Annotated in this window: 31 protein-coding genes and 1 pseudogene; 16 read left to right on the top strand and 16 right to left on the bottom strand. The window is 52.4% G+C overall.

Going from position 1 to position 26,046, the window contains the following annotated elements:
* Nucleotides 1–276: pseudogene (locus tag FDX01_RS23930) on the top strand (C4-dicarboxylate ABC transporter); the annotation flags it as partial.
* A gap of 43 nt (nucleotides 277–319) precedes the next feature.
* Here the strand turns inward: FDX01_RS23930 and glmM are convergent.
* The 4 genes from glmM to rlmE form a co-directional block, all read right to left on the bottom strand.
* Nucleotides 320–1,657, bottom strand: coding sequence for a phosphoglucosamine mutase (glmM, locus tag FDX01_RS17260; protein WP_115257390.1), 1,338 nt, complete (start codon nucleotides 1,655–1,657; stop codon nucleotides 320–322).
* Entirely contained in the window at nucleotides 1,650–2,498 is an 849-nt protein-coding gene (folP, locus tag FDX01_RS17265; protein ID WP_096755524.1) for a dihydropteroate synthase, read from the bottom strand. The genes glmM and folP overlap by 8 nt, the downstream gene beginning before the upstream one ends.
* Nucleotides 2,499–2,782: 284 nt before the next feature.
* A complete protein-coding gene (ftsH, locus tag FDX01_RS17270) occupies nucleotides 2,783–4,714 on the bottom strand; it encodes an ATP-dependent zinc metalloprotease FtsH (protein WP_115257388.1) in 1,932 nt (643 codons plus the stop codon).
* A gap of 99 nt (nucleotides 4,715–4,813) precedes the next feature.
* A complete protein-coding gene (gene rlmE, locus FDX01_RS17275; protein ID WP_004106110.1) occupies nucleotides 4,814–5,443 on the bottom strand; it encodes a 23S rRNA (uridine(2552)-2'-O)-methyltransferase RlmE in 630 nt (209 codons plus the stop codon).
* Between the two features lie 125 nt (nucleotides 5,444–5,568).
* Here rlmE and yhbY point away from each other — a divergent pair, with 125 nt between their 5' ends.
* Nucleotides 5,569–5,862 (top strand): ribosome assembly RNA-binding protein YhbY, encoded by a 294-nt coding sequence (yhbY, locus tag FDX01_RS17280; protein WP_096755522.1) that lies wholly within the window; start codon nucleotides 5,569–5,571, stop codon nucleotides 5,860–5,862.
* Between the two features lie 153 nt (nucleotides 5,863–6,015).
* On the opposite strand, the gene greA is transcribed toward yhbY, so the two are convergent.
* Nucleotides 6,016–6,492 (bottom strand): transcription elongation factor GreA, encoded by a 477-nt coding sequence (gene greA, locus FDX01_RS17290; protein ID WP_096755520.1) that lies wholly within the window; start codon nucleotides 6,490–6,492, stop codon nucleotides 6,016–6,018.
* Between the two features lie 247 nt (nucleotides 6,493–6,739).
* On the opposite strand from greA, the gene dacB reads away from it, so the two are divergent.
* On the top strand, nucleotides 6,740–8,176 hold the full coding sequence (gene dacB / locus FDX01_RS17295; protein ID WP_135911329.1) for a serine-type D-Ala-D-Ala carboxypeptidase: 1,437 nt from the start codon (nucleotides 6,740–6,742) through the stop codon (nucleotides 8,174–8,176).
* A gap of 129 nt (nucleotides 8,177–8,305) precedes the next feature.
* Here the strand turns inward: dacB and cgtA are convergent, their stop codons facing one another.
* The 4 genes from cgtA to rplU form a co-directional block, all read right to left on the bottom strand.
* Nucleotides 8,306–9,478, bottom strand: a complete 1,173-nt coding sequence (gene cgtA / locus FDX01_RS17300) for an Obg family GTPase CgtA (RefSeq protein WP_096755518.1) — start codon at nucleotides 9,476–9,478, stop codon at nucleotides 8,306–8,308.
* 15 nt (nucleotides 9,479–9,493) lie between these two features.
* A complete protein-coding gene (locus tag FDX01_RS17305; protein ID WP_096755517.1) occupies nucleotides 9,494–10,459 on the bottom strand; it encodes a DMT family transporter in 966 nt (321 codons plus the stop codon).
* A gap of 127 nt (nucleotides 10,460–10,586) precedes the next feature.
* A complete protein-coding gene (gene rpmA, locus FDX01_RS17310) occupies nucleotides 10,587–10,844 on the bottom strand; it encodes a 50S ribosomal protein L27 (protein WP_096755516.1) in 258 nt (85 codons plus the stop codon).
* Between the two features lie 19 nt (nucleotides 10,845–10,863).
* On the bottom strand, nucleotides 10,864–11,175 hold the full coding sequence (gene rplU, locus FDX01_RS17315) for a 50S ribosomal protein L21 (RefSeq protein ID WP_003025032.1): 312 nt from the start codon (nucleotides 11,173–11,175) through the stop codon (nucleotides 10,864–10,866).
* A 258-nt stretch (nucleotides 11,176–11,433) separates the two neighbouring features.
* On the opposite strand from rplU, the gene ispB reads away from it, so the two are divergent.
* Together ispB and sfsB are read left to right on the top strand one after the other, a co-directional pair.
* A complete protein-coding gene (gene ispB / locus FDX01_RS17320; protein ID WP_115257385.1) occupies nucleotides 11,434–12,405 on the top strand; it encodes an octaprenyl diphosphate synthase in 972 nt (323 codons plus the stop codon).
* A 236-nt stretch (nucleotides 12,406–12,641) separates the two neighbouring features.
* Nucleotides 12,642–12,926, top strand: a complete 285-nt coding sequence (sfsB, locus tag FDX01_RS17325; RefSeq protein WP_115257384.1) for a DNA-binding transcriptional regulator SfsB — start codon at nucleotides 12,642–12,644, stop codon at nucleotides 12,924–12,926.
* A gap of 56 nt (nucleotides 12,927–12,982) precedes the next feature.
* On the opposite strand, the gene murA is transcribed toward sfsB, so the two are convergent.
* From murA to mlaF, 7 genes are all read right to left on the bottom strand, one after another.
* Complete coding sequence (murA, locus tag FDX01_RS17330; protein WP_096755510.1) at nucleotides 12,983–14,242, bottom strand: UDP-N-acetylglucosamine 1-carboxyvinyltransferase; 1,260 nt, start codon at nucleotides 14,240–14,242, stop codon at nucleotides 12,983–12,985.
* 53 nt (nucleotides 14,243–14,295) lie between these two features.
* Complete coding sequence (gene ibaG, locus FDX01_RS17335) at nucleotides 14,296–14,550, bottom strand: BolA family iron metabolism protein IbaG (RefSeq protein WP_005121314.1); 255 nt, start codon at nucleotides 14,548–14,550, stop codon at nucleotides 14,296–14,298.
* A 171-nt stretch (nucleotides 14,551–14,721) separates the two neighbouring features.
* Nucleotides 14,722–15,015, bottom strand: coding sequence for a lipid asymmetry maintenance protein MlaB (gene mlaB / locus FDX01_RS17340; RefSeq protein ID WP_096755509.1), 294 nt, complete (start codon nucleotides 15,013–15,015; stop codon nucleotides 14,722–14,724).
* On the bottom strand, nucleotides 15,015–15,650 hold the full coding sequence (gene mlaC, locus FDX01_RS17345) for a phospholipid-binding protein MlaC (protein ID WP_115257382.1): 636 nt from the start codon (nucleotides 15,648–15,650) through the stop codon (nucleotides 15,015–15,017). The genes mlaB and mlaC overlap by 1 nt, the downstream gene beginning before the upstream one ends.
* Nucleotides 15,651–15,668: 18 nt before the next feature.
* A complete protein-coding gene (gene mlaD, locus FDX01_RS17350; protein ID WP_115259895.1) occupies nucleotides 15,669–16,226 on the bottom strand; it encodes an outer membrane lipid asymmetry maintenance protein MlaD in 558 nt (185 codons plus the stop codon).
* Nucleotides 16,227–16,230: 4 nt separating this feature from the next.
* A complete protein-coding gene (mlaE, locus tag FDX01_RS17355; protein ID WP_045448070.1) occupies nucleotides 16,231–17,013 on the bottom strand; it encodes a lipid asymmetry maintenance ABC transporter permease subunit MlaE in 783 nt (260 codons plus the stop codon).
* A gap of 7 nt (nucleotides 17,014–17,020) precedes the next feature.
* The gene (gene mlaF / locus FDX01_RS17360; protein WP_115257381.1) at nucleotides 17,021–17,833 is read right to left on the bottom strand and encodes a phospholipid ABC transporter ATP-binding protein MlaF; all 813 of its coding nucleotides are present in this window, start codon (nucleotides 17,831–17,833) and stop codon (nucleotides 17,021–17,023) included.
* Between the two features lie 215 nt (nucleotides 17,834–18,048).
* Between mlaF and FDX01_RS17365 the strand changes: the two genes are divergently transcribed.
* From FDX01_RS17365 to npr, 11 genes are all read left to right on the top strand, one after another.
* On the top strand, nucleotides 18,049–19,026 hold the full coding sequence (locus FDX01_RS17365) for a calcium/sodium antiporter (protein WP_096755506.1): 978 nt from the start codon (nucleotides 18,049–18,051) through the stop codon (nucleotides 19,024–19,026).
* A 13-nt stretch (nucleotides 19,027–19,039) separates the two neighbouring features.
* Nucleotides 19,040–20,026: an arabinose-5-phosphate isomerase KdsD gene (gene kdsD, locus FDX01_RS17370; RefSeq protein ID WP_096755505.1), complete on the top strand. Its 987-nt coding sequence runs from the start codon at nucleotides 19,040–19,042 to the stop codon at nucleotides 20,024–20,026.
* Between the two features lie 31 nt (nucleotides 20,027–20,057).
* Entirely contained in the window at nucleotides 20,058–20,624 is a 567-nt protein-coding gene (gene kdsC / locus FDX01_RS17375; RefSeq protein ID WP_115257379.1) for a 3-deoxy-manno-octulosonate-8-phosphatase KdsC, read from the top strand.
* Nucleotides 20,621–21,196, top strand: coding sequence for an LPS export ABC transporter periplasmic protein LptC (gene lptC, locus FDX01_RS17380; protein WP_115257378.1), 576 nt, complete (start codon nucleotides 20,621–20,623; stop codon nucleotides 21,194–21,196). Before kdsC ends, lptC begins: the two co-directional genes overlap by 4 nt.
* Nucleotides 21,165–21,719 carry a lipopolysaccharide ABC transporter substrate-binding protein LptA gene (gene lptA / locus FDX01_RS17385; RefSeq protein WP_115257377.1) on the top strand — a complete coding sequence of 185 codons (555 nt, stop codon included), beginning with the start codon at nucleotides 21,165–21,167 and terminating at the stop codon, nucleotides 21,717–21,719. Before lptC ends, lptA begins: the two co-directional genes overlap by 32 nt.
* 6 nt (nucleotides 21,720–21,725) lie before the next feature.
* Nucleotides 21,726–22,451 carry an LPS export ABC transporter ATP-binding protein gene (gene lptB / locus FDX01_RS17390; RefSeq protein WP_040234138.1) on the top strand — a complete coding sequence of 242 codons (726 nt, stop codon included), beginning with the start codon at nucleotides 21,726–21,728 and terminating at the stop codon, nucleotides 22,449–22,451.
* 46 nt (nucleotides 22,452–22,497) lie between these two features.
* Complete coding sequence (gene rpoN, locus FDX01_RS17395) at nucleotides 22,498–23,931, top strand: RNA polymerase factor sigma-54 (protein WP_135911328.1); 1,434 nt, start codon at nucleotides 22,498–22,500, stop codon at nucleotides 23,929–23,931.
* Nucleotides 23,932–23,953: 22 nt separating this feature from the next.
* On the top strand, nucleotides 23,954–24,241 hold the full coding sequence (gene hpf / locus FDX01_RS17400) for a ribosome hibernation promoting factor (protein ID WP_003025078.1): 288 nt from the start codon (nucleotides 23,954–23,956) through the stop codon (nucleotides 24,239–24,241).
* Nucleotides 24,242–24,324: 83 nt separating this feature from the next.
* Entirely contained in the window at nucleotides 24,325–24,816 is a 492-nt protein-coding gene (gene ptsN, locus FDX01_RS17405) for a PTS IIA-like nitrogen regulatory protein PtsN (RefSeq protein ID WP_096755500.1), read from the top strand.
* A 45-nt stretch (nucleotides 24,817–24,861) separates the two neighbouring features.
* Entirely contained in the window at nucleotides 24,862–25,716 is an 855-nt protein-coding gene (gene rapZ / locus FDX01_RS17410) for an RNase adapter RapZ (protein ID WP_096755499.1), read from the top strand.
* Nucleotides 25,713–25,985, top strand: a complete 273-nt coding sequence (npr, locus tag FDX01_RS17415) for a PTS phosphocarrier protein NPr (RefSeq protein WP_096755498.1) — start codon at nucleotides 25,713–25,715, stop codon at nucleotides 25,983–25,985. Before rapZ ends, npr begins: the two co-directional genes overlap by 4 nt.
* The last annotated feature ends 61 nt before the right edge of the window (nucleotides 25,986–26,046 follow it).

The following is a 26,046-nucleotide window of genomic DNA, read 5'->3' on the forward strand; positions in this document are numbered from 1 at the left end:
CTACCTATTCAGATTTCGGCGGGTATTGGCCGGACGTTATCGCCGATCGCTGGCGTGATCATTGCCATTGCCGGGATCGCAGGCGTATCGCCAGTGGATATTGTTAAACGTACCGCAATTCCAATGCTGGGAGGGTGGTTGTTGATGATTGCCCTGACATTTTCCCGTTCAGGGCATTTGCTGGCGGTCCTGCCGTGGCTGGCTGCTCTTGTGCTGATGATGGCCGGGGGCTACTTCTGGCAGCATCGACGCAAACAGGCACTTTCAGTAGGATAAAAAAAAGCCGGAGTCTCGGACTCCGGCTCTCAAACTTCAGGAGTTATACGGCTTTCACCGCATCTGCAATACGGTGCGCGAACTCAGTAACCTGCGCTTCATCTTCGCCTTCAACCATCACACGGATTAACGGCTCAGTACCTGATTTACGCAGCAGAACACGACCTCGGTTACCCAACGCCGCTTCAACGTCCGCCATCACCGCTTTCACGGTTTCATGTTCCAGCGGATCGCCGCTACCGGCGGTAAAGCGAACGTTAACCAGCAGTTGTGGGAACATTTTCATACCGCTGCACAGGTCGTGCAAACTCATATGGTTACGTACCATTGCTGCCAGCACCTGCAGACCCGCCACAATACCGTCACCGGTGGTGGTTTTATCCAGCAGGATCACGTGCCCTGAGTTTTCAGCCCCGATGCGCCAGCCTTTTTCCTGCATTTTTTCCAGCACGTAGCGGTCACCCACTTTCGCCCGAGCAAAGGGAATACCCAGCTGCTTCAGCGCCAGCTCGAGACCCATGTTGCTCATCAGCGTACCGACAGCACCACCACGCAGTTGCCCCTGACGTAACGCTTCACGGGCAATGATATACATGATCTGATCGCCATCGACCTTATTACCTTCGTGGTCCACCATGATCACGCGGTCGCCATCACCATCCAGCGCAATACCCAGATCGGCTTTTTCTGCAATCACGCGCGCCTGCAGCGCACGAACGTCGGTCGCACCCACTTCTTCATTGATGTTGACGCCATCCGGCTCACAGCCAATCGCAATGACATTTGCGCCCAGTTCACGGAGTACATTTGGCGCAATGTGATACGTCGCGCCGTTCGCACAATCCACCACGATTTTTAGCTCGTTCAGGCTCAGCTCGTTCGGGAACGTACCTTTGCAAAATTCGATATAGCGGCCCGCAGCATCGACAATACGGCTGGCTTTCCCCAGTTCAGCAGAGTCCACACAAGTGAGCGGCTTTTCCATCTCGGCTTCGATAGCTTCTTCAACGGAGTCAGGCAATTTGGTCCCGTCGATGGAGAAGAACTTAATTCCGTTATCATAAAACGGGTTGTGCGAGGCAGAGATGACAATCCCTGCTTCGGCGCGGAAAGCGCGCGTCAGATACGCAACCGCGGGGGTTGGCATTGGCCCGGTGAATGAAGCAGACAGGCCCGCTGCGGCCAAACCAGCCTCCAGCGCTGACTCCAGCATATAGCCAGAAATACGCGTATCTTTACCGATAATAATTTTACGTGAACCATGACGTGCCAGCACTTTTCCTGCCGCCCAGCCCAGTTTAAGCACAAAATCAGGCGTAATTGGGGTATCGCCAACGCGACCGCGGATACCGTCAGTGCCAAAATATTTACGATTACTCATAGCGTTTTTTTTCCTTTGCAGACAATGTGGCTTCCACCACACGCATCGCTTCTACGGTTTCTTTGACGTCATGGACACGAATAATCTGCGCGCCCTGCATGGCAGCAATCACCGCACATGCCAGGCTTCCGCTCAAACGTTCAGATGGCCCCACGTTCAGTAACTGACCAATCATTGATTTTCGTGACATCCCGACCAGCAGCGGCAGATTAAAATGATGAAACTCTGCCAGGCGTGCCAGTAATGTGTAGTTGTGGGTAAGATTTTTACCGAAACCGAATCCCGGGTCGAGCAACAATTTATCTTTTGCGATCCCAGCCCTTTCACAACGTGCTATTTGCTCAACAAAGTAGCGATTTACCTCAGCAAAAACATCTTCGTACTTTGGCGCTTCCTGCATGGTCTTCGGCTGCCCCTGCATATGCATCAGACACACGGGTAATCCAGTTTCCGCCGCAGCTTCCAGTGCACCTGGTTCTGTCAGGGAGCGAATATCATTAATGATATGCGCACCGACTCGGGCACATTCACGAATCACCTCCGGTTTTGAGGTATCCACCGAGATCCACACCTCAAAGCGTTGGGCAATGGCCTCAACGACCGGGATCACCCGTTCCAGTTCTTCTTCTACGCTGACGTCTGCCGCCCCCGGCCGCGTGGATTCGCCACCCACATCAATGATAGTCGCCCCGGCGTTAATCATCAGATTGGCGTGTTTCACCGCCTCAACCAAGGTGTTGTGCGCGCCGCCATCGGAAAAAGAGTCCGGCGTGACGTTTAAAATCCCCATGACGTGGGGATGGCTGAGATCCAGCGAAGAACCCTGAGCAAAGAGTTTCATAGTGTTATCCCTGGTATATACCCATCGTCTTTCAAGCTGCATCTGCGTTAGCTTTATTCGGCCTTCGGCCTCACCCCTTCGGGGCCAGCGCAAGCGCTGTTCAAACCGGCATAGCCGGTTTGTCCTCGCTCACCCCAGTCACGTACTGATGTACGCTCCTGGGGATTCCCTACGTCGCCGCCTTGATGCAACTCGAAATTCATTGGGTATAAGTTGATAAATAAAAAAACCCCGGAGCAAGCCCCAGGGTTTTCAATTAAAGCACGGTCATCAGCAACGATAACTTATTTGTCACCTAACTGCTCTGACATGTTACCCGGATTCGGCGAGGTCGGTTCATCAACCGGACGCGGCGCACTTGGGGTGCCATTATTGCCAGAGTTGTTAGACGTACCTGACTCTTCCCAACCTGCTGGCGGACGCACATCGCGGCGAGCCATCAGATCGTCAATCTGCGGTGCATCGATGGTCTCATATTTCATGAGCGCATCTTTCATCGAGTGCAGAATGTCCAGGTTATCGTTCAGAAGACGACGAGCACGCTCGTAGTTACGTTCAATCAGCAATTTAACTTCCTGATCGATAATGCGCGCGGTTTCATCGGACATATGTTTTGCTTTAGCAACAGAACGACCGAGGAACACTTCGCCTTCTTCTTCCGCGTACAGCAACGGACCCAGCTTTTCAGAGAAGCCCCACTGCGTCACCATATTACGTGCCAGGTTAGTCGCGACTTTAATGTCGTTCGACGCGCCGGTAGAAACATGTTCAGCACCGTAGATAATCTCTTCAGCCAAACGACCGCCGTACAGCGTAGAGATCTGACTTTCCAGTTTCTGACGGCTAGCGCTGATTGCATCGCCTTCCGGCAGGAAGAAGGTCACACCCAACGCACGACCGCGTGGAATAATCGTTACTTTGTGCACCGGATCGTGTTCCGGTACCAGGCGACCGATAATCGCGTGGCCTGCTTCGTGGTACGCGGTAGATTCTTTCTGCGCTTCCGTCATCACCATGGAGCGACGTTCCGCACCCATCATGATTTTGTCTTTCGCTTTCTCGAACTCAACCATCGATACAACGCGCTTGTTACCACGGGCAGCGAACAACGCTGCTTCGTTCACCAGGTTCGCCAGGTCTGCACCGGAGAAACCAGGCGTACCGCGGGCAATAATTGCCGCATCGATGTCCGGAGACAGCGGTACGCGACGCATATGCACTTTCAGAATCTGCTCACGACCACGAACATCCGGCAGACCTACAACCACCTGACGGTCAAAGCGACCTGGACGCAACAGCGCAGGGTCAAGAACGTCCGGACGGTTAGTTGCCGCGATAACGATGATACCTTCGTTACCTTCGAAGCCATCCATCTCAACCAGCATCTGGTTCAGCGTCTGCTCACGTTCATCGTGACCACCGCCCAGACCCGCGCCACGTTGGCGGCCGACGGCGTCGATTTCATCGATAAAGATGATGCACGGTGCTGCTTTCTTGGCCTGTTCGAACATGTCACGCACACGAGATGCGCCGACACCCACAAACATTTCCACGAAGTCAGAACCAGAAATTGTGAAGAATGGAACCTTCGCTTCACCCGCGATGGCTTTTGCCAACAGGGTTTTACCGGTACCCGGAGGGCCGACCATCAGGACGCCTTTCGGGATCTTACCGCCCAGCTTCTGGAAACGGCTCGGTTCGCGCAGGTACTCAACCAGCTCAGCCACCTCTTCTTTCGCTTCGTCACAACCTGCAACGTCGGCAAAAGTGGTTTTGATCTGATCTTCCGTCAGCATGCGCGCTTTACTCTTACCGAACGACATGGCGCCTTTGCCACCCCCGCCCTGCATTTGACGCATGAAGAAGATCCAGACACCAATCAGCAGCAGCATTGGGAACCAGGAAATGAAGATAGAAGCCAGCAGGCTCGGCTCTTCAGGCGGCTCGCCAACAACCTTGACGTTTTTGGTCAGCAGGTTATCAAGCAGCTTCGGATCGTTAACCGGGATGTAGGTCGTGTAACGGTTACTGTCTTTCTTGGTAACGTTAATCTCACGTCCGTTGATACGCGCTTCACGAACCTGGTCCTGATTGACCTCTTGCAGGAAGGTAGAGTAATCCACCTTACGGCCATTAGACTCGCTGGGCCCAAAGCTCTGGAATACTGACATCAGCACAACGGCAATGACCAGCCAGAGTATTAGGTTTTTCGCCATGTCACTCAAGGGATTAACCTCTTATTACAACTGTGTTAAAAACAGCGTCAGGATACTCTATATCCAGCGTCTTTCAAACTTTCGTTTAAAATCTGCCGGTTATGGTTTACGCCCGGTCGCTACAATGTACACTTCACGCGAACGAGCGCGGGAAGAGTCCGGCTTACGAACTTTGACCTTCGTAAACAGGGAGCGAATCTCTCTTAGATACTCATCGAAGCCTTCGCCCTGGAACACCTTAACTACAAAACTACCACCTGGCGCTAATACATCACGAGCCATTCCAAGCGCCAGCTCTACCAAATACATGGCCCGGGGAATGTCCACCGCCGGTGTTCCACACATATTTGGTGCCATATCGGACATGACAACTTGTACTTTACTGTCACCTACGCGCTCAAGTAACGCTTTCAGGACTAATTCATCACGAAAGTCGCCCTGAAGGAAGTCCACACCAACGATTGGATCCATAGGTAAAAGATCGCAAGCGATAATGCGGCCGCTGTTTCCGATCTGCGTAACCGCGTATTGCGACCAGCCACCGGGTGCAGCGCCGAGGTCAACTATCGTCATCCCCGGTTTAAAAATTTTGTCACTTTGCTGTATTTCATCAAGTTTAAACCAGGCACGGGAACGTAACCCCTTTTTCTGTGCCTGCTGAACATATTTATCGCTAAAGTGTTCCTGAAGCCAGCGGCTTGAGCTGGCAGAACGCTTTTTACCTGTCATTTTACTTTCCCATCGGGCAGTTCATCGTAACCAATGGTGTAAATTTCTACACTGCTATTTGGTGATATATGGGAGATGGCGGTAGAATGACCCGTTTTCAATCCCAACCTAAGCAAAAATATACGATGAATCTGAGTACTAAACAAAAACAGCACCTGAAAGGTCTGGCACATCCGCTCAAGCCTGTAGTCATGCTTGGCAATAATGGTTTGACCGAAGGGGTACTGGCCGAGATTGAACAAGCGCTAGAGCACCATGAACTTATCAAGGTGAAAATCGCCTCGGAAGATCGCGATAACAAAACCTTGATCGTGGAAGCTATCGTACGCGAAACCGGCGCCTGTAACGTACAGGTCATCGGCAAAACGCTGGTACTGTATCGCCCGACTAAAGAACGTAAAATCTCGCTGCCACGCTAAGAATATCCCAAAGTTGAACACGTAGTTTGTGTAAAACGCGGGAATTTCCGCTAGCAGGAGAGCAAAATGCCACGCTCTCTTCGTTGATAAAAGGCCGCTATGCGGCCTTTTTCCTTTCTTTACAATGTATCAACATCTTAACCAAGATGCGAATTACAGGTATTCTACTTTCACCACTTCATATTCCACTTCACCGCCCGGCGTTTTGATAACCACCACGTCATCCTGCTCTTTGCCAATCAGGCCACGAGCAATAGGCGAGTTAACTGAAATCAGGTTCTGTTTAAAATCGGCTTCGTCATCACCTACGATGCGCCAGGTCTGTTCTTCATCGTTATCAAGATTCAGAACGGTCACCGTTGCACCGAAAACGACACGGCCATTGTTCGGCATTTTAGTGACGTCGATAACCTGCGCGTTAGACAGCTTAGCTTCGATATCTTTAATGCGTCCTTCGCAGAATCCCTGCTGTTCACGGGCCGCGTGGTACTCCGCGTTCTCTTTCAAGTCACCGTGTTCACGCGCATCGGCGATCGCGGCAATGATTTCAGGGCGGCGCACAGATTTCAGAAAATCCAGCTCTTCACGCAGTTTTTCAGCACCACGTAAGGTCATCGGGATAGCTTGCATTTGTTATACCTCTTGAACATTCCTGTAGGGGGCGGTTGTCCTCACCCCGGCTGCTAAGCCCACCCTGGCAAACGCGATGCCAGAGTCAGAAGCAAAAAAATACCGACCCGGGCCCGAGGACCCAGGTCAGCTACAATTCTCTATTTGATGATCATTTTACCCTGGAGTTCCCTATGGGTCATCGTTTACTTTTTGGGGCGTTGCGCCGTAGTATGACGGCCTGTTTCCAGGTTGTTAGCGCGAGATTATGCGATTTCCCAGATTTACCATCGGATTGACTGCCAGTATTGCGGCGTTCAGCGTTCAGGCTGCGAATGTTGACGAGTATATCAACCAGCTCCCTGCCGGGGCCAACCTCGCCCTTATGGTACAGAAGGTTGGGGCTCCGACGCCTGCTATTGATTACCATAGCCAACAAATGGCCCTACCCGCCAGCACCCAAAAAGTCATCACCGCCCTGGCGGCCTTGATCCAACTTGGGCCGGACTTCCGTTTTACTACTACGTTAGAAACCAAAGGTCGCGTGGAAGGCGGGGTATTGAAAGGCGACTTGGTGGCGCGATTTGGTGCCGATCCGACGCTAAAACGTCAGGATATTCGCAATATGGTAGCAACCCTGAAAAAATCAGGCGTGACGCAAATTGCCGGAAATGTCCTCATCGACACGTCCATTTTCGCCAGTCATGATAAAGCACCTGGCTGGCCCTGGAACGACATGACGCAGTGTTTTAGCGCACCGCCTGCGGCAGCGATTGTTGATCGTAACTGCTTCTCGGTGTCACTTTACAGTGCGCAAAAACCTAACGATCTCGCCTTTATTCGCGTGGCATCATACTACCCGGTAACCATGTTCAGCCAGGTTCGCACCCTCGCACGTGGTTCTGCAGAAGCGCAATATTGTGAACTGGATGTCGTTCCTGGCGATTTAAACCGCTTCACGCTAACCGGTTGTCTGCCCCAGCGCACCGACCCACTGCCGCTGGCGTTTGCCATTCAGGACGGCGCCAGCTATGCCGGGGCAATTATTAAAGATGAGCTGAAACAAGCGGGTATCGCCTACAGCGGTACGCTGCTTCGCCAGACGCAAGTCAACGAGCCGGGTACCGTTGTCGCCAGCAAGCAGTCAGCACCTTTACATGACCTGCTTAAGATTATGCTGAAAAAGTCGGACAACATGATTGCTGACACCGTTTTTCGTATGATCGGCCACGCGCGATTTAATGTCCCTGGCACCTGGCGCGCAGGTTCCGATGCCGTACGCCAGATCCTGCGCCAGCAGGCGGGTGTCGATATTGGTAACACGATCATTGCCGACGGATCCGGCCTCTCTCGCCACAACCTGATTGCGCCTGCCACCATGATGCAGGTGCTGCAGTACATCGCACAGCATGACAACGAGCTGAACTTTATTACGATGCTGCCGCTGGCAGGCCATGACGGCTCTCTGCAATACCGTGCGGGTCTGCATCAGGCTGGCGTGGATGGCAAAGTCTCCGCGAAGACCGGCTCGTTACAGGGAGTGTATAACCTTGCAGGATTCATTACCACGGCAAGCGGGCAACGCATGGCGTTTGTACAGTATCTGTCTGGCTATGCGGTAGAACCCGCTGACCAGCGTAACCGCCGTATCCCGCTGGTACGCTTTGAAAGCCGGTTGTACAAAGATATTTATCAGAACAACTGACGGTGATGCTGTCGGATAGCGCTTGCGCGTATCCGACCTACAGCGCACATAACAAAACGGGCCGCATTTGCGGTCCGTTGATATTGTTGGCCGGATAAGACGCAATCGCGTCGCCATCCGGCACCAGGATTAACGCTTGTAGATGAACTCAACGCCTTCTTCGTCGTCTTCGTCCCAATCTTCATCCCAGTCATCTTCCGCTTCGTCTTCGACTTCAGCGAGCTGCTGACGGTGATAATCGTCCCACATGAACTCCACTTTCTCTGGCTGCTTCGCTTCTTCAGCCTGAACAATTGGGTTCTCAATGATAAACGTCATCACATCCCAGCAAAGATCCTTCACGCCCAACTGACTGGCAGCAGAGATCAGGTAATATTTACCTTCCCAGCCCAGCGCTTCAGCGATCGCTTTCGCTTTCTCTTCCGCTTCGTCTTTGTCCATCAAATCAATTTTGTTGAACACTAACCAACGCGGCTTGGAGGCCAGATCCTGACTGTATTTCTCCAGTTCGCCAATAATAATACGGGCGTTTTCTACCGGATCTGAACCGTCAATCGGATCGATATCGATGAGGTGCAGCAGGACGCGGCAACGCTCCAGGTGCTTCAGAAATCGGATCCCCAGACCCGCGCCTTCCGCAGCGCCTTCAATCAGACCCGGGATGTCAGCAACCACAAAGCTCTTTTCGTTGTCCATACGCACAACGCCCAGACTCGGCACCAGCGTGGTGAACGGATAATCCGCCACTTTCGGTTTCGCTGCAGAGACCGCACGGATAAACGTTGATTTACCGGCGTTTGGCATACCCAGCATACCGACATCCGCTAACAGCATCAGCTCCAGCATCAGATCGCGTTTATCGCCCGGCGTACCCATTGTTTTCTGACGCGGAGTACGGTTGACCGAGGATTTGAAACGGGTGTTACCCAGACCGTGCCAGCCGCCTTTAGCGACCATCAGACGCTGACCGTGCTTGGTCATGTCGCCCATGGTTTCGCCCGTGCCCTGATCGATCACACGCGTACCGACAGGCACTTTAATCGTAACGTCTTTACCACGCTTACCGGTGCAATCACGGCTCGCGCCATTCTGACCACGTTCCGCACGGAACGATTTTTCGAAGCGGTAATCGATCAGCGTGTTCAGGTTTTCGTCGGCTTCCAGCCAGACGTCACCACCATCACCACCATCACCGCCGTCCGGACCGCCTCTCGGGATGTACTTTTCGCGGCGGAAGCTGACGCAACCATTACCGCCATCACCTGCAACGACCAGAATCGATGCTTCATCAACAAACTTCATTTTACTCTCCGTAAATCATTCGCCTGAGCGGGGTTGCGAAACCACCGTTTCATGCTTACGTAAACCGCCCCAAATACGATGACCAATGGCGGAATACATCGCGCCCGCAACCACGATAAACGCACCGAGATAACCTAAAAGGTTTAGCATCGGTCTGGCGAAGAAATCGGGCCAGGCCAGTGATAATAAATCTGAAAATAATAACGTAAACAGCGGTGTGAGCGTAATAATGGCGCTCACCTGAGCCGCCTGCCAGCGCGCCATTGCTTCCGCAAGTGCGCCGTATCCTACCAGCGTATTCAGGCCGCAGAATATCAGGCAAGCCAGCTGCCAGTCGCTGAGCTGCGTTATCACACCGGGTTTAGCCAGCGGCAACAACGCGAGCGTACATAAAGTGTACAGTAAAAACAGGATCTGCTGTGATGCCAGGCGACGCAATAACACCTTTTGCGCAACCCCATAGCTCACCCAGACCGTCGCCGCACCCACACCAAAGATCACACCCCAGGTGTAATCAGTGAGTTTGGTAAAAATCTCGATCAGACTGGTATTAAAAAACATCACCAGTCCACTCAGCAGCATTATGGCGCCAATAATCTGCGTACCGCGCATCTTTTCCTTCAGGATAAAGACGCTGGCGACCATCATGCCAACCGGTGACAATTGTCCGATAACCTGCGAAGTCGTTGGGCTCAAATATTGCAAAGATGAACTAAACAGAATGAAGTTACCAAACAGCCCACCGGTGGCGATTGCCAACAGTACCAACCAACGCGCTTTGCGAAAAATACGCAATGGCGGGAGCTTTTTTTTAACCGCAAGAATCGCCCCAAGGCCAATACTTGCCATTAAAAAACGGTAGAACACTACCGTAGGAGGCTCCATCACCTCCAGCACTTGCTTCATCGCTATTGGTAAAGCGCCCCAACAGACTGCCGTCGTCAGCGCTAAAAGAATACCAATACCTGCCTGCTGCTTCATGCCGTATTCCCTGCAAGAGCTCGTTTCCGGGTTGTCACGGCGAGACGAGCATATTTACCGGCCATCGAATGTAAAAAGCCCCGCAACACGTTGCGGGGCTTTCATCCGTTACCGGGACGCGAAAAACTTATTCAGCAACAATGCTGATGAAACGACGGTTTTTCGGGCCTTTCACTTCGAATTTCACTTTACCGTCTGCTTTAGCAAACAGAGTGTGGTCTTTGCCGCAGCCCACGTTAGAACCAGCGTGGAACTGAGTACCACGTTGACGAACGATGATGCTACCTGCCAGAACTGTTTCGCCGCCAAAGCGTTTTACGCCCAGACGTTTAGCTTCTGAATCGCGACCGTTACGAGTCGAGCCGCCAGCCTTTTTATGTGCCATTTAATCTGCTCCTCTTAACTTAAGCGCTGATGCCAGTGATTTTCACATCAGTGAACCACTGACGATGGCCCTGCTGCTTACGGTAGTGTTTACGACGACGAAACTTAACAATTTTAACTTTCTCGCCACGACCGTGAGCAACAACTTCAGCTTTGATAACGCCGCCATCAACGAAAGGAACGCCGATTTTGACTTCTTCACCGTTTGCGATCATCAGAACTTCTGCGAATTCAACAGATTCGCCAGTTGCGATGTCCAGCTTTTCCAGGCGAACGGTCTGACCTTCGCTTACTCGGTGTTGTTTACCACCACTTTGGAAAACCGCGTACATAAAAAACTCCGCTTCCGCGCACACCTTTTTGATGATTCAGAGTGCGCTATAAATATTCACAATAGGGCGCGAATATTACGCAAAACGCGAGCCTTTGACAAGTGCTACCGTCAATACATGCAGAAAAAAAACACAACGTGTATGGTAACGTTTATCTGTGGCGTTTTTTCAGTACAATCAGCATATATTTCTAACCCTAAACCCGTAGTTACCTTGCCATACAGTGAGGTAATCGGGGCGAGAAGCCCGGCTTTTGCGATGAATTTAGAAAAAATCAATGAGTTAACCGCGCAAGATATGGCGGGTGTCAATGCGACAATCCTTGAACAGCTCAATTCCGACGTCCAGCTGATCAATCAGTTGGGGTACTACATCATCAGCGGCGGCGGAAAACGCATTCGCCCAATGATCGCCGTACTTGCTGCTCGCGCCGTTGGCTATCAGGAAAACGCCCACGTTACGATCGCGGCCCTAATCGAGTTTATCCACACCGCAACCCTGCTTCATGACGATGTGGTGGATGAATCCGACATGCGCCGTGGGAAAGCAACGGCAAACGCAGCGTTTGGTAATGCAGCCAGCGTACTGGTCGGCGATTTTATCTATACCCGCGCCTTTCAGATGATGACCAGCCTTGGCTCACTGAAAGTGCTGGAAGTGATGTCTAAGGCAGTGAACGTCATTGCTGAGGGTGAAGTTCTGCAATTGATGAACGTCAACGACCCTGACATTACCGAAGAAAACTACATGCGCGTCATCTACAGCAAGACAGCGCGCCTGTTTGAAGCGGCAGCACAGTGCTCTGGTATTCTTGCCGGCTGCAGCGAAGAACAAGAGAAAGGCTTGCAGGATTATGGCCGCTATCTTGGCACAGCTTTCCAGTTAATCGACGACTTACTCGATTACAGCGCAGACGGCGAGCAACTGGGTAAAAACGTGGGCGACGATCTCAACGAAGGGAAACCGACGCTGCCGCTGCTGCATGCGATGCGCCACGGTACCCCAGAACAGGCGCAAATGATTCGTCAGGCTATCGAGCAAGGAAACGGGCGTCATCTTCTGGAGCCGGTTCTGGAGGCCATGAACGCCTGCGGCTCGCTGGAATGGACCCGCCAGCGTGCAGAAGAAGAGGCCGACAAGGCCATCGCCGCGCTTCAGGTACTCCCTGAAACGCAATGGAAAGAAGCCCTGATTGGCCTGGCACATATCGCCGTACAGCGCGACCGTTAATCCTTTCCTCACCTTTCTTCGTATAACATCATCCCGTGCACTGCACGGGATTTTTTACATTCCAGTAAATTCCAATAAACACAACAATTTTACATAACACTAGAAAAAATCTTGGTTTATTCTGAATATACAAACCCTTTACACGAACATTTTAGAACATTCGTTCTCCGCGAGTATAGTGTCACTACTGGCTAATTGTTAAACCATAAGTGGTGAACCAAAGGAGAAAGGGACGTATGGAAAGCAAACTCATTGACTGGCATCCAGCTGATATCATCGCAGGACTGCGCAAGAAAGGGACCTCAATGGCCGCAGAGTCGCGGAGAAATGGGTTGAGTTCATCAACGCTGGCAAATGCGTTAACTCGTCCATGGCCAAAAGGAGAAGTCATTATCGCGAAAGCGCTAGGCACGGAACCCTGGGTAATTTGGCCGTCACGATATCACGACGCAAAGACGCATGAATTCATCGACAGAACACGGATGATGAGAGTGCGTAAAGAGAAAATGCCCCTCGAGTGAAGTGCTGAACAGTGACCCCTGAGCAAAAACCAAGGGGTCACTAGACACGTTGACTATTACTCGCCTTTCACGCGCTCGATATTTGCGCCCAGCGCACGCAGCTTATCTTCGATGCGCTCATAGCCGCGATCGATGTGATAAATGCGATCAACTACCGTGGTGCCTTCTGCAATACAGCCTGCCAGTACCAGGCTTGCTGACGCACGCAGATCCGTTGCCATCACCTGCGCGCCGGAGAGCGTTTCAACGCCGTGACAAATCACGGTATTGCTTTCAATCTCCGCGTGAGCGCCCATACGGCTAAGTTCAGGCACGTGCATGAAGCGGTTTTCAAACACGGTCTCCGTGATGAAACCGGTGCCTTCTGCCACCAGATTCAGCAGCGTGAACTGTGCCTGCATGTCAGTCGGGAACGCCGGATGCGGAGCAGTGCGCACATTGACCGCTTTCGGACGCTTGCCGTGCATGTCGAGGCTAATCCAGTCTGCCCCGACTTCAATATCCGCACCTGCATCACGCAGTTTCGCCAGAACGGCATCCAGCGTGTCCGGTTGTGCGTTATGGCAGATGATTTTGCCGCGAGAAATCGCCGCTGCCACCAGGAACGTCCCGGTTTCAATACGGTCTGGCAGAACGCGATACACGCCGCCACCGAGACGCTCAACGCCCTCGATGGTGATACGATCGGTGCCCTGACCGGTGATCTTCGCACCCAGTGCAATCAGGAAGTTCGCGGTATCAACGATTTCCGGCTCGCGCGCGGCGTTCTCGATGATGGTCGTACCTTCGGCAAGCGTAGCCGCACACATGATAGTGACCGTCGCGCCGACGCTCACTTTATCCATCACGATGTGCGCGCCTTTCAGACGACCATCAACGGACGCCTTCACATAGCCTTCTTCCAGCTTGATGGTCGCCCCTAACTGCTCCAGACCGGTAATGTGCAGGTCAACCGGACGCGCGCCAATCGTGCAGCCGCCCGGCAGTGATACCTGGCCCTGACCAAAGCGAGCCACCAGCGGACCCAGCGCCCAGATGGACGCGCGCATGGTTTTTACCAGGTCGTATGGCGCGCAGAAGACGTTAACATCGCGAGCATCAATGTGCACGGAACCGTTACGTTCAACCTTTGCGCCCAGCTGACTCAGCAGCTTCATCGAGGTATCAACGTCCTTCAGTTTCGGGACGTTTTGGATTTCGACAGGTTCTTCTGCCAGCAATGCCGCAAACAGGATTGGCAGTGCGGCGTTTTTAGCGCCTGAAATTGTGACTTCGCCCTGGAGCTTAGTCGGCCCCTGTACACGAAACTTATCCATTATTCTGTTCTCTGTTAAGAATTCATATTCGCTACCGGCGCATCACCCGTAGCTCAAAAACCGTTAAGTTTGCGATCGCGTGCCCATTCCGCTGGGGTAAATGCTTTGATCGACACGGCATGAATGCGGTTGTCCGCAATGTACTCCATCAATGGGCCATAGACCGATTGCTGCTTCTTGACCCGGCTCATGCCGTCAAACATCTCACCCACGGCAATAACCTGAAAGTGACTGCCATCGCCAGAGACGTGGACTTCCTGGAGGGAGAGTGCGTTCATCAGCACGCTCTGAATTTCATTATTTTCCATGGGCTCTTCATTCGTCAGATAGTGAAAACAGCCCAACATCTTAGAGCAAAGTTGCGCTGTCATAAATAAGCAAAAAGCCTCGCCGATAAATCAGACAAGGCTTTAGTGGCTGCTACCCCCTCAGGGGGTTTGCCGGATGGCGGCACAAGACCTTATCCGGCCTACAAAAAATTAACGCGGAAGGACATCGTCAGGCAGATTGTAAAGCTTTGCCAGCGTATAAACCTTATCGTTCACACCGCTGAGTACAACACGGTTCCCCTGCCTCTTGCCCTGGTCAATAAGATGGACCAGCAGTGCCAGTCCACCGGTATCAACCCGGGAAACCTGGCTCAGATCGATGCAGGTAACCCCTTTCATCGCTTCAACACGCGCATCCCATAATGGGTTTAACACGTCCTGATCCAGTTCCCCCACCAGCAACAACTTGTCACCTTCACGCGCCCAGGCGAGTGACTGCGTCATTATTTTTTCTCTTCCAGGGTGATTTTCTGCTGAGAAATAGATTTCAGTTGCGCCGTCAGGCCATCAATACCTTTGGTCCGCAGCAGGTCACTCCACTCATTTTGTTTGGTGGTGATCATGCTGACGCCTTCGGCGATCATGTCATACGCCTGCCAGTGACCGGTCTGGGAGTTTTTACGCCACTGGAAATCCAGACGTACCGGAGGACGGCCATTCGGATCGATAATGGTGACACGGATCGGCACGATGGTCGCGTCACCCAGCGGTTGTTCCGGGGCAATCTGATAAGTCTGGCCATGGTACATCGCCAGCGCCTGGCCGTAGGCCTGTTTCAGGTACTCACGAAACGCAGCAAAATACGCGTCACGTTGTGCAGGCGTCGCTTCTTTGTAATAACGACCCAGCACCAGCGCGCCGGCATATTTCACCTGCACGTACGGCAACAGCTCCTGATCGACGATATCACGCAGGTAATCCGGGTTAGAACGGATTTTCGGCTGTTCGTTCTTCAGACGGTCGAAGGTTTTCTGCGCCGCCTCATCCATCTGTTTGTAAGGGTTGGCTTGATCCGCTGCCGTTGCTGCGCTAAGTGGAGCAATGACCAGCATAGCCACCATCATCAATCGTTTAAACATATGTCGATTCTCCTGAGATTATTTCGTCGCGCCCGCAGGCGTGGTGGCTTCATTATTACCCTGAGCCGCAGTCGGCGCATCGCCAGAATTCTTATTGTCATCGCCTTTACTGTTACTGTTGTAAAGGAACTGACCAATCATATCTTCCAGCACCATCGCCGATTTGGTGTCCTGGATCGTATCACCATCCTTGAGAATAGCGGTTCCCAGTTCAGGATCCTCAAAACCGACGTTCAATGCCAGATATTGCTCACCCAGCAGACCGGAAGTGCGGATACTCAGCGAACTGGTATCTGGAATCTGGTTAAAGCGCGATTCAATCTCCAGCGTCACACGCGGCAGGTACGATTTCGGATCCAACGAAATGTCCGACACGCGTCCAACAACTACCCCGCCAATCCGCACCGGAGAGCGTTCTCTCAAGCCGCCAATGTTATCAAAGGTCGCATAAATCGTGTAGGTCGGCTCAGTACGCATAGAAGTGACGTTAGCTGCTTTCAGGCAGACGAACAGCGCCGCCAGCAGCGCAACCAACAGGAATAACCCGACCCAAATTTCATTTTTTTTCGTTTGCATGAACTCAATTCCCAAACATCAGTGCGGTCAGCACAAAATCCAGCCCCAGAACGGCAAGAGAGGCGTGCACAACGGTACGTGTCGTTGCCCGGCTAATCCCGGCAGAGGTCGGGATTGCATCATAACCATTGAACAATGCAATCCATGTGACCGTAATGGCGAACACCACGCTCTTAATTAAACAGTTGACCAGGTCCAGGCGCCAGTCGACGGCATTTTGCATCGCAGACCAGAAAAAGCCTGCATCAATACCTTTCCAGCTTACGCCGACCAGTGAACCGCCCCAGATACCTACCGCGACAAAAATAATCGTCAGCAGCGGCAGTGAAATCACCCCCGCCCAAAAGCGTGGGGATATCACCCGACGCAGGGGATCAACCGCCATCATTTCCATACTGGAAAGCTGTTCGGTTGCCCGCATCAGACCAATTTCTGCGGTTAAGGCCGACCCGGCTCGCCCGGCGAACAGCAGCGCCGCCACAACCGGTCCCAGTTCACGCAGCAGCGAAAGCGCCACCAGCATACCAAGACTGGTTTCCGCACTGTAGGTCGTCAGAACCAGGTATCCCTGCAGCCCCAACACCATACCGATGAACACGCCAGAAACGATAATAATCAGCATCGATAAGACGCCGACATTATAGAGTTGACGGATCAGAAGCGGCGCATGTTTGCGAAACTCCGGCTTGCCGACTACCGCATTGAACAACATTAATCCGGCACGCCCGAACGTCCTGAGGGTTTTAATCCCTCGATGTCCGAGTGAGGCCAGCGCATTTAACAACATGGATGGCTTAACTCCCTGTTTTAAGTAAATCGGAGTGGTAATCACCCGCCGGGTAGCGGAACGGAACCGGCCCATCAGCAATGCCATCGAGGAACTGACGTACACGCGGATCGGCATTTTCTTGCAGTGCCTGAGCACTACCGTAGGCCACAATTTTTTTATCCGCCATTATATAGGCGTAATCCGCAATACTCAGAACCTCCGGCACATCATGAGACACCACCACACAGGTGACACCCAGCGTGCTGTTCAGTTCAGAGATCAGCTTCACCAGCACGCCCATGGTGATGGGGTCCTGACCGACAAACGGCTCATCAAACATGATCAGGTCTGGTTCCAGCGCAATGGCGCGTGCAAGTGCGGCACGTCGCGCCATCCCACCAGATAATTCAGAAGGCATTAATTTTGCTGCACCGCGCAGGCCAACGGCCTCAAGCTTCATCATCACCGTGCTTTTCAGCAACGGCGCGGGTAGCGTCGTATGCTCACGTAGCGGATAGGCAACGTTGTCGAACACGTTCATATCGGTAAACAGCGCACCCGATTGAAACAGCATACTCATACGTTTACGCACGGTGTATAACCGCGAACGAGACATGGCCGGGACGTTCTCGCCATCAAACAGGATCTCACCCTTATCCGGGGGGATTTGTCCGCCAATCAGACGCAACAGCGTCGTTTTGCCGATGCCTGATGGCCCCATGATCGCCGTTATCTTGCCGCGCGGCACCGTCAGGGAAATATTATCAAAAATGCAGCGGTCGCCTCGGGAAAAGCTGACATCGTGCATATCGACTAGATTCGCCACAGACTGACCCATTGATTCATCCTTTACTATTGCCTCGTTGATCGAAGAGTTTGGCGCTCAATTTAGCCATGAACCCAACATATTTACAGATTATTACCCGCTCTGGTTAGCGAAAGCTGGCATTTGTTTTACTTTTTAGCCGCATAAAGTCAAAATTAAGACTTCGTTACGGCTTCCAGAAGATCCTTCACGTGGACCGGCGAGTATACCTGAAGAAAGGACTTTAGATGCTTTTAGCGACGGCGCTGTTAATAATTGGTTTACTTCTGGTGGTCTACGGTGCCGACCGTCTGGTATTTGCCGCCTCTATTTTATGCCGCACCTTCGGCATTCCCCCCATCATCATTGGGATGACCGTCGTCAGCATAGGCACATCGTTACCTGAAATTATTGTCTCCGTTGCCGCCTCTATGAATGGGCAGCTCGATTTAGCCGTCGGCACCGCGCTCGGCTCAAACATCACCAATATTCTCCTGATTTTAGGCCTGTCAGCGCTGATTCACCCTTTTACCGTGCATTCTGATGTTCTGCGTCGCGAATTACCGCTAATGTTGCTGGTCAGTATTCTGGCCGCATCCGTGCTGTACGACGGGGAACTAAGCCGCAGCGATGGTTTTTTTCTTCTGCTTCTGGCCGTGCTATGGCTGCTATTCATTGTTAAAATCGCGCGGTTGGCGGAACGGGAAGGCAATGACAGCCTGACCCGGGAGCAAGTGGCAGAACTGCCGCGCGAAGGGGGACTACCTGTCGCCTTTCTGTGGCTGGGCATTGCGCTGATTATTATGCCAATGGCAACGCGAATGGTGGTCGATAACGCCACCGTACTGGCGAATTACTTTGCCATGAGCGAACTCACCATCGGATTAACGGTGGTGGCGATTGGCACCAGCCTGCCAGAGCTGGCAACGGCTATCGCGGGCCTGCGTAAGGGTGAAAATGATATTGCTGTCGGCAACATCATCGGGGCCAACATTTTTAATATTGTTATCGTTCTCGGACTCCCCGCACTGATCACACCGGGCGAGGTCAATCCGATGGCCTTCGTCCGTGACTACAGTGTGATGCTACTGGTAAGTGTTATTTTTGCATTACTCTGCTGGCGACGTCCGCGCCAGATTGGTCGCGGCGCGGGTGCGCTGCTGACCGGCGGTTTTATCATATGGCTGGCGATGCTGTATTGGGTATCGCCACTTCTCGTTGGATAACTGGAAACGCATTATGTCGCACTTAGAGTTGCAACCGGGTTTTGACTTTCAGCAAGCAGGCAAGGAAGTCCTGGCTATTGAACGTGAAGGCCTGGCGGAGCTTGATCAGTACATCGACCTGAACTTTACCCTCGCCTGTGAGAAAATCGTCAACTGCGCGGGTAAAGTTGTGGTGATGGGAATGGGGAAATCCGGGCATATCGGGCGCAAAATGGCCGCCACGTTTGCCAGTACCGGTACGCCGTCCTTTTTCGTACATCCTGGTGAAGCCGCACACGGCGATCTGGGCATGGTATCGCCGCAGGACGTGGTGATCGCCATTTCTAATTCCGGTGAATCCAATGAGATTGCCGCATTAATTCCGGTGCTCAAACGCCTTCACGTCCCGCTTATCTGCATGACCGGTCGTCCGGAAAGCAGCATGGCGCGTGCAGCAGATGTGCATCTGTGTGTTAAAGTACCCAAGGAAGCCTGCCCATTAGGTCTGGCGCCGACCAGCAGCACAACCGCGACGCTGGTGATGGGCGATGCGCTCGCCGTGGCATTATTGAAAGCCCGCGGCTTTACTGCGGAAGATTTTGCGTTGTCGCACCCCGGTGGCGCACTGGGGCGTAAGCTTTTGCTGCGCGTTAACGATATTATGCATACGGGCGACGAGATCCCGCATGTGAATAAAAACGCCAGCCTGCGCGATGCGTTACTTGAGATTACGCGTAAAAATCTCGGCATGACCGTCATTTGCGATGACACCATGAAGATCGACGGCATCTTCACGGATGGTGACTTACGCCGCGTCTTTGATATGGGCGTTGACGTTCGCCAGTTGGGGATTGCCGACGTGATGACCCCCGGGGGCATTCGCGTGCGTCCGGGCATTCTTGCCGTGGACGCTCTGAATTTAATGCAATCCCGCCATATTACCTCGGTGATGGTTGCTGATGGCGACCGTTTACTCGGTGTGTTACATATGCATGATCTCCTGCGTGCAGGCGTAGTGTAAAAAGTAGAGTAGAAACGCAAGGATAAAAGAAATGAGTAACGCAGGTGCGTCGCTTGCGACCTGTTATGGACCCGTCAGCGCTGAAGTCATCACCAGGGCAGAGAATATTCGTCTGCTGATCCTTGATGTGGATGGCGTACTGTCTGATGGCCTGATTTATATGGGCAACAACGGCGAAGAGCTCAAGGCGTTTAACGTCCGTGATGGCTACGGAATTCGTTGTGCGCTCACTTCCGGTATCGAGGTTGCTATTATTACCGGACGAAAGGCTAAACTTGTAGAAGACCGCTGTAACACGTTGGGGATTACCCATCTGTACCAGGGACAGTCGGACAAACTGGTCGCCTTCGACGATCTGCTCAACAAGCTGGCTATCGCGCCGGAACAGGTGGCATACGTCGGCGACGATCTGATCGACTGGCCGGTGATGGCGAAAGTCGGATTAAGCGTGGCGGTAGCGGATGCCCACCCGCTGCTGATCCCCCGTGCCGACTATGTCACGCGCATTGATGGAGGGCGCGGCGCGGTACGTGAGGTCTGCGATTTATTACTCCTGGCGCAGGGCAAACTGGACGAGGCCAAAGGTCAATCGATATGAGCAAAACCAGACGTTGGGTTATCATTCTACTGTCGCTGGCCGTCCTTGTGCTGATCGGTATTAACCTGGCAGACAAAGACGACACCACTCAGGTGGTAATCAATAACAACGAGCCGACCTATAAGAGCGAACATACCGACACTGTCGTGTATAGCCCGGAAGGCGCACTGAGCTATCGACTTATCGCTCAACACGTTGAATATTATTCCGATCAGGCTGTTTCGTGGTTTACTCAACCGGTATTAACCACGTTTGATAAGGATAAAGTGCCGACCTGGTCTATCAAGGCTGATAAAGCAAAATTGACTGAGGATCGGATGCTGTATCTGTATGGCCATGTTGAAGTCAACGCCCTGGTGGCAGACTCTCAACTACGCAGAATTACGACCGATAACGCGCAGATTAACCTGGTGACGCAAGATGTCACCTCAAACGATCTGGTCACGTTGTATGGAACAACATTTAACTCCAGCGGACTGAAGATGCGCGGCAATTTACGCAGCAAGAACGCCGAGCTGATTGAAAAGGTTAGAACCTCATATGAAATCCAAAACAAACAAACTCAGCCTTAATCTTGTGCTTGCCAGCTCCCTTCTGGCCGCCAGCATTCCGGCATTTGCCGTCACCGGCGATACCGAGCAGCCGATTCACATTGAATCGGATCAGCAGTCCCTGGATATGCAGGGTAACGTGGTGACATTTACCGGTAATGTTATCGTGACGCAGGGCACCATCAAAATTAATGCCGATAAGGTTGTCGTGACCCGTCCGGGCGGTGAAGACGGTAAAGAAGTGATCGATGGCTACGGCAATCCGGCAACGTTTTACCAGATGCAGGATAACGGTAAACCCGTTAACGGCCATGCCTTACAGATGCACTATGAACTGGCAAAAGATTTCGTTGTGCTGACGGGTAAAGCCTATCTGGAGCAGGTGGACAGCAACATCACCGGCGACAAAATTACCTATCTGGTAAAAGAGCAGAAAATGCAGGCCTTCAGCGATAAAGGCAAACGCGTCACTACCGTTCTGGTGCCGTCACAACTGCAGGATAAAAACAAAACCAAAGCTCCGGCAGAGAAAAAAGGTAACTGATTCGTTATGGCAACATTAACTGCAAAGAACCTTGCAAAAGCCTATAAAGGCCGCCGTGTGGTGGAAGACGTCAGTCTGACCGTCAACTCTGGGGAGATCGTCGGTCTGCTCGGCCCTAACGGTGCGGGCAAAACAACGACCTTTTACATGGTGGTGGGCATTGTGCCGCGCGATGCGGGCAACATCATCATCGATGACGAAGACATCAGCCTGCTGCCGCTGCATGCACGCGCCCGTCGCGGCATCGGTTATTTACCGCAGGAAGCCTCTATTTTTCGTCGTCTGAGCGTGTTTGATAACCTGATGGCGGTACTGCAAATTCGTGACGATCTCTCCAGCGAACAGCGCGAAGATCGTGCTAACGAACTGATGGAAGAGTTCCATATCGAACACCTGCGGGACAGCCTGGGACAGTCGCTATCCGGGGGGGAACGTCGCCGTGTGGAAATCGCTCGTGCATTGGCTGCAAATCCGAAATTTATCCTGCTGGATGAACCATTTGCGGGCGTTGACCCGATCTCCGTTATTGATATCAAACGTATCATTGAACACCTGCGCGACAGCGGACTGGGCGTGCTGATCACCGACCATAACGTACGTGAAACGCTGGCGGTCTGTGAACGCGCCTATATTGTGAGTCAGGGACATCTGATAGCACACGGCACGCCAACCGAAATACTGCAAGACGAACACGTTAAGCGCGTATACCTTGGGGAAGACTTCAGACTCTGATAGGGTAGAAGACGTCACGTTACTGCAGGAGAAAACCACTCTGAACATGAAGCAAGGTTTGCAACTCAGGCTTAGCCAACAACTGGCAATGACGCCTCAGCTACAACAGGCTATCCGTCTGTTGCAGTTGTCTACGCTGGAACTTCAGCAAGAACTTCAGCAAGCGCTGGAAAGTAACCCACTGCTCGAGCAAACCGATCTTCACGACGAAATTGATACCCAGGAAAAGCAGGACAGCGATTCCCTCGATACCGCAGATGCTCTCGAACAAAAAGAGATGCCGGAAGAACTGCCGCTGGATGCCAGTTGGGATGAAATTTACACCGCAGGCACGCCGTCGGGCACCAGTGGGGATTACATCGACGACGAACTGCCTGTGTATCAGGGTGAAACTACGCAATCATTACAAGATTACCTGATGTGGCAAGTGGGATTGACCCCGTTCTCGGATACCGATCGCGCCATTGCGACGTCAATTGTCGATGCGGTTGATGACACCGGATATCTCACCGTTTCTCTGGATGATATTCTCGAGAGCATGGGTGATGACGACATTGGTCTCGATGAAGTCGAAGCCGTGCTAAAACGCGTTCAACGTTTTGATCCAGTTGGCGTGGCGGCGAAAGATCTCCGCGACTGCCTGTTGATTCAACTGTCGCAGTTTGACAAAGCCACAGCATGGCTGGAAGAAGCCCGCCTGATCATCAGCGATCACCTCGATCTGTTAGCCAATCACGATTTCCGCTCGCTCATGCGCGTTACCCGGTTGAAAGAAGATGTGCTGAAAGAAGCCGTCAACCTGATCCAGTCGCTGGATCCGAGACCCGGGCAGTCGATCCAAACCGGTGAGCCAGAGTACGTGATCCCAGATGTACTGGTGCGCAAACATAACGATCGTTGGGTCGTCGAACTGAACAGCGACAGCATTCCGCGTCTACAGATTAATCAGCACTATGCCGCCATGTGCAATGGCGCGCGCAACGATGCCGACAGCCAGTTTATTCGCACCAATCTCCAGGATGCAAAGTGGCTGATTAAAAGTCTGGAAAGCCGTAACGACACGCTGTTGCGCGTCAGTCGATGTATTGTTGAGCAACAGCAAGCCTTCTTTGAGAAAGGTGAAGAATTTATGAAGCCGATGGTGCTGGCGGATATCGCCCAGGCCGTCGAGATGCACGAATCGACCATTTCCCGAGTGACCACGCAAAAGTATCTGCACAGTCCACGCGGCATTTTTGAACTCAAGTATTTCTTTTCCAGCCACGTCAACACTGAGGGCGGGGGCGAAGCCTCTTCTACAGCGATACGCGCACTGGTGAAGAAATTAATTGCTGCGGAGAACCCTGCGAAACCGCTGAGTGACAGCAAGTTAACCTCTATGCTGTCAGAACAGGGTATCATGGTGGCACGCCGCACCGTTGCGAAGTACCGAGAGTCTTTATCCATTCCGCCGTCTAACCAGCGCAAACAGCTGGTCTGACCCAACCGATAAGGAAGACACTATGCAGCTCAACATCACTGGAAACAACGTCGAAATCACTGAAGCACTGCGTGACTTTGTGAACACAAAGTTCGCCAAACTTGAGCAATATTTCGACCGGATTAATCAGGTCTATATTGTGTTGAAGGTGGAGAAGGTGACACACATCTCGGATGCAACACTGCATGTGAACGGTGGCGAAATTCATGCCAGCGCGGAAGGTCAGGATATGTACGCCGCCATTGACGGTTTAATTGATAAACTGGCTCGGCAGTTAACAAAACATAAAGATAAACTGAAACAGCACTAACTTGTCCGGGCAGTTAGCGGGTGCAGGACGGCCTGTTGTGCAGCACAACGGGCCATTTGTACAGTTAGCGCTTAGGTGAAATTATGACAAATAACGATACGACTCTACAACTGAGTACTGTTCTTAACCAGGAATGTACGCGCTCTGGTGTTCACTGCCAAAGCAAAAAACGCGCTCTGGAAATCATCAGCGAACTGGCAGCAAAGCAGCTCAGCTTGCCTTCTCAGGTGGTATTTGAAGCCATTCTGACGCGTGAAAAAATGGGCAGTACCGGCATCGGCAATGGTATTGCCATTCCGCACGGAAAGCTGGAAGAAGACACGATGCGCGCGGTCGGCGTGTTTGTGCAGCTCGAAACGCCTATCGCGTTCGACGCCATTGATAATCAACCGGTCGATCTGTTGTTCGCCCTACTGGTTCCCGCAGACCAAACCAAGACGCATTTGCACACCTTGTCACTGGTTGCAAAACGTCTGGCGGATAAAACCATCTGTCGCCGCCTGCGTTCCGCGCAGAGCGATCAGGAGCTGTATCAAATCATCACGGACACCGAAGGTGTACAGGATGAAGCATAACAACCCAATGGCACCCTTTTTTGTCGTTGTGAGGAGAAACAGTACATGGTACTGATGATCGTCAGCGGTCGTTCAGGGTCAGGCAAATCTGTTGCCCTGCGAGCGCTGGAAGATATGGGTTTTTACTGCGTGGATAACCTTCCCGTAGTGCTGTTGCCCGATCTGGCCCGCACCCTGGCCGATAGCCAAATTTCTGCGGCCGTCAGCATTGATGTGCGCAATATGCCTGAGTCACCAGAAATTTTCGAGCAGGCAATGAATAACCTGCCTGAAGGTTTCTCGCCGCAGCTGCTGTTCCTCGATGCTGACCGTAACACGCTGATCCGTCGCTACAGTGATACCCGTCGACTGCACCCACTCTCCAGCAAAAATCTGTCACTGGAAAGTGCTATCGATAAGGAAAGTGACTTACTGGAGCCACTACGTTCTCGCGCGGACCTGATCGTCGATACCTCTGAAATGTCCGTGCACGAGCTGGCAGAAATGTTGCGTACCCGACTGCTGGGCAAACGTGAACGTGAACTGACCATGGTATTCGAGTCCTTTGGCTTCAAGCACGGCATCCCGATTGATGCGGATTACGTCTTTGACGTGCGCTTCCTGCCAAACCCACACTGGGACCCTAAACTGCGTCCGATGACCGGTCTGGACAGGCCCGTTGCCGCGTTTCTCGACCGCCACACAGAAGTACACAATTTTATCTACCAGACTCGCAGCTATCTTGAGCTATGGTTACCGATGCTGGAGACTAACAACCGCAGCTACCTCACCGTAGCCATCGGCTGTACCGGCGGGAAACACCGATCGGTGTATATTGCAGAGCAACTGGCTGACTACTTCCGCTCTCGCGGTAAAAACGTGCAGTCACGCCATCGCACGCTGGAAAAACGCAAATCATGACCGTAAAACAGACTGTCGAAATCACCAATAAGCTGGGCATGCACGCCCGGCCTGCGATGAAGCTGTTTGAATTAATGCAGGGTTTTGAGGCGGAAGTGCTGTTGCGTAACGATGAAGGTACAGAGGCGGAAGCGAACAGCGTCATCGCCCTGCTGATGCTGGATTCCGCCAAAGGTCGCCAGATAGAGGTTGAAGCCTCTGGCCCACAGGAAGTAGAAGCCCTGGCAGCGGTGATTGCGCTGTTTAATTCGGGGTTTGACGAGGATTAGTCAGTACAGAGCTACCATTTCAGCACGTAGCGAGTAGGTCGGATAAGGCGTTTACGCCACA

This window comes from Citrobacter sp. wls613, assembly GCF_005281195.1.
Classification (GTDB): Bacteria; Pseudomonadota; Gammaproteobacteria; order Enterobacterales; family Enterobacteriaceae; genus Citrobacter; species Citrobacter gillenii.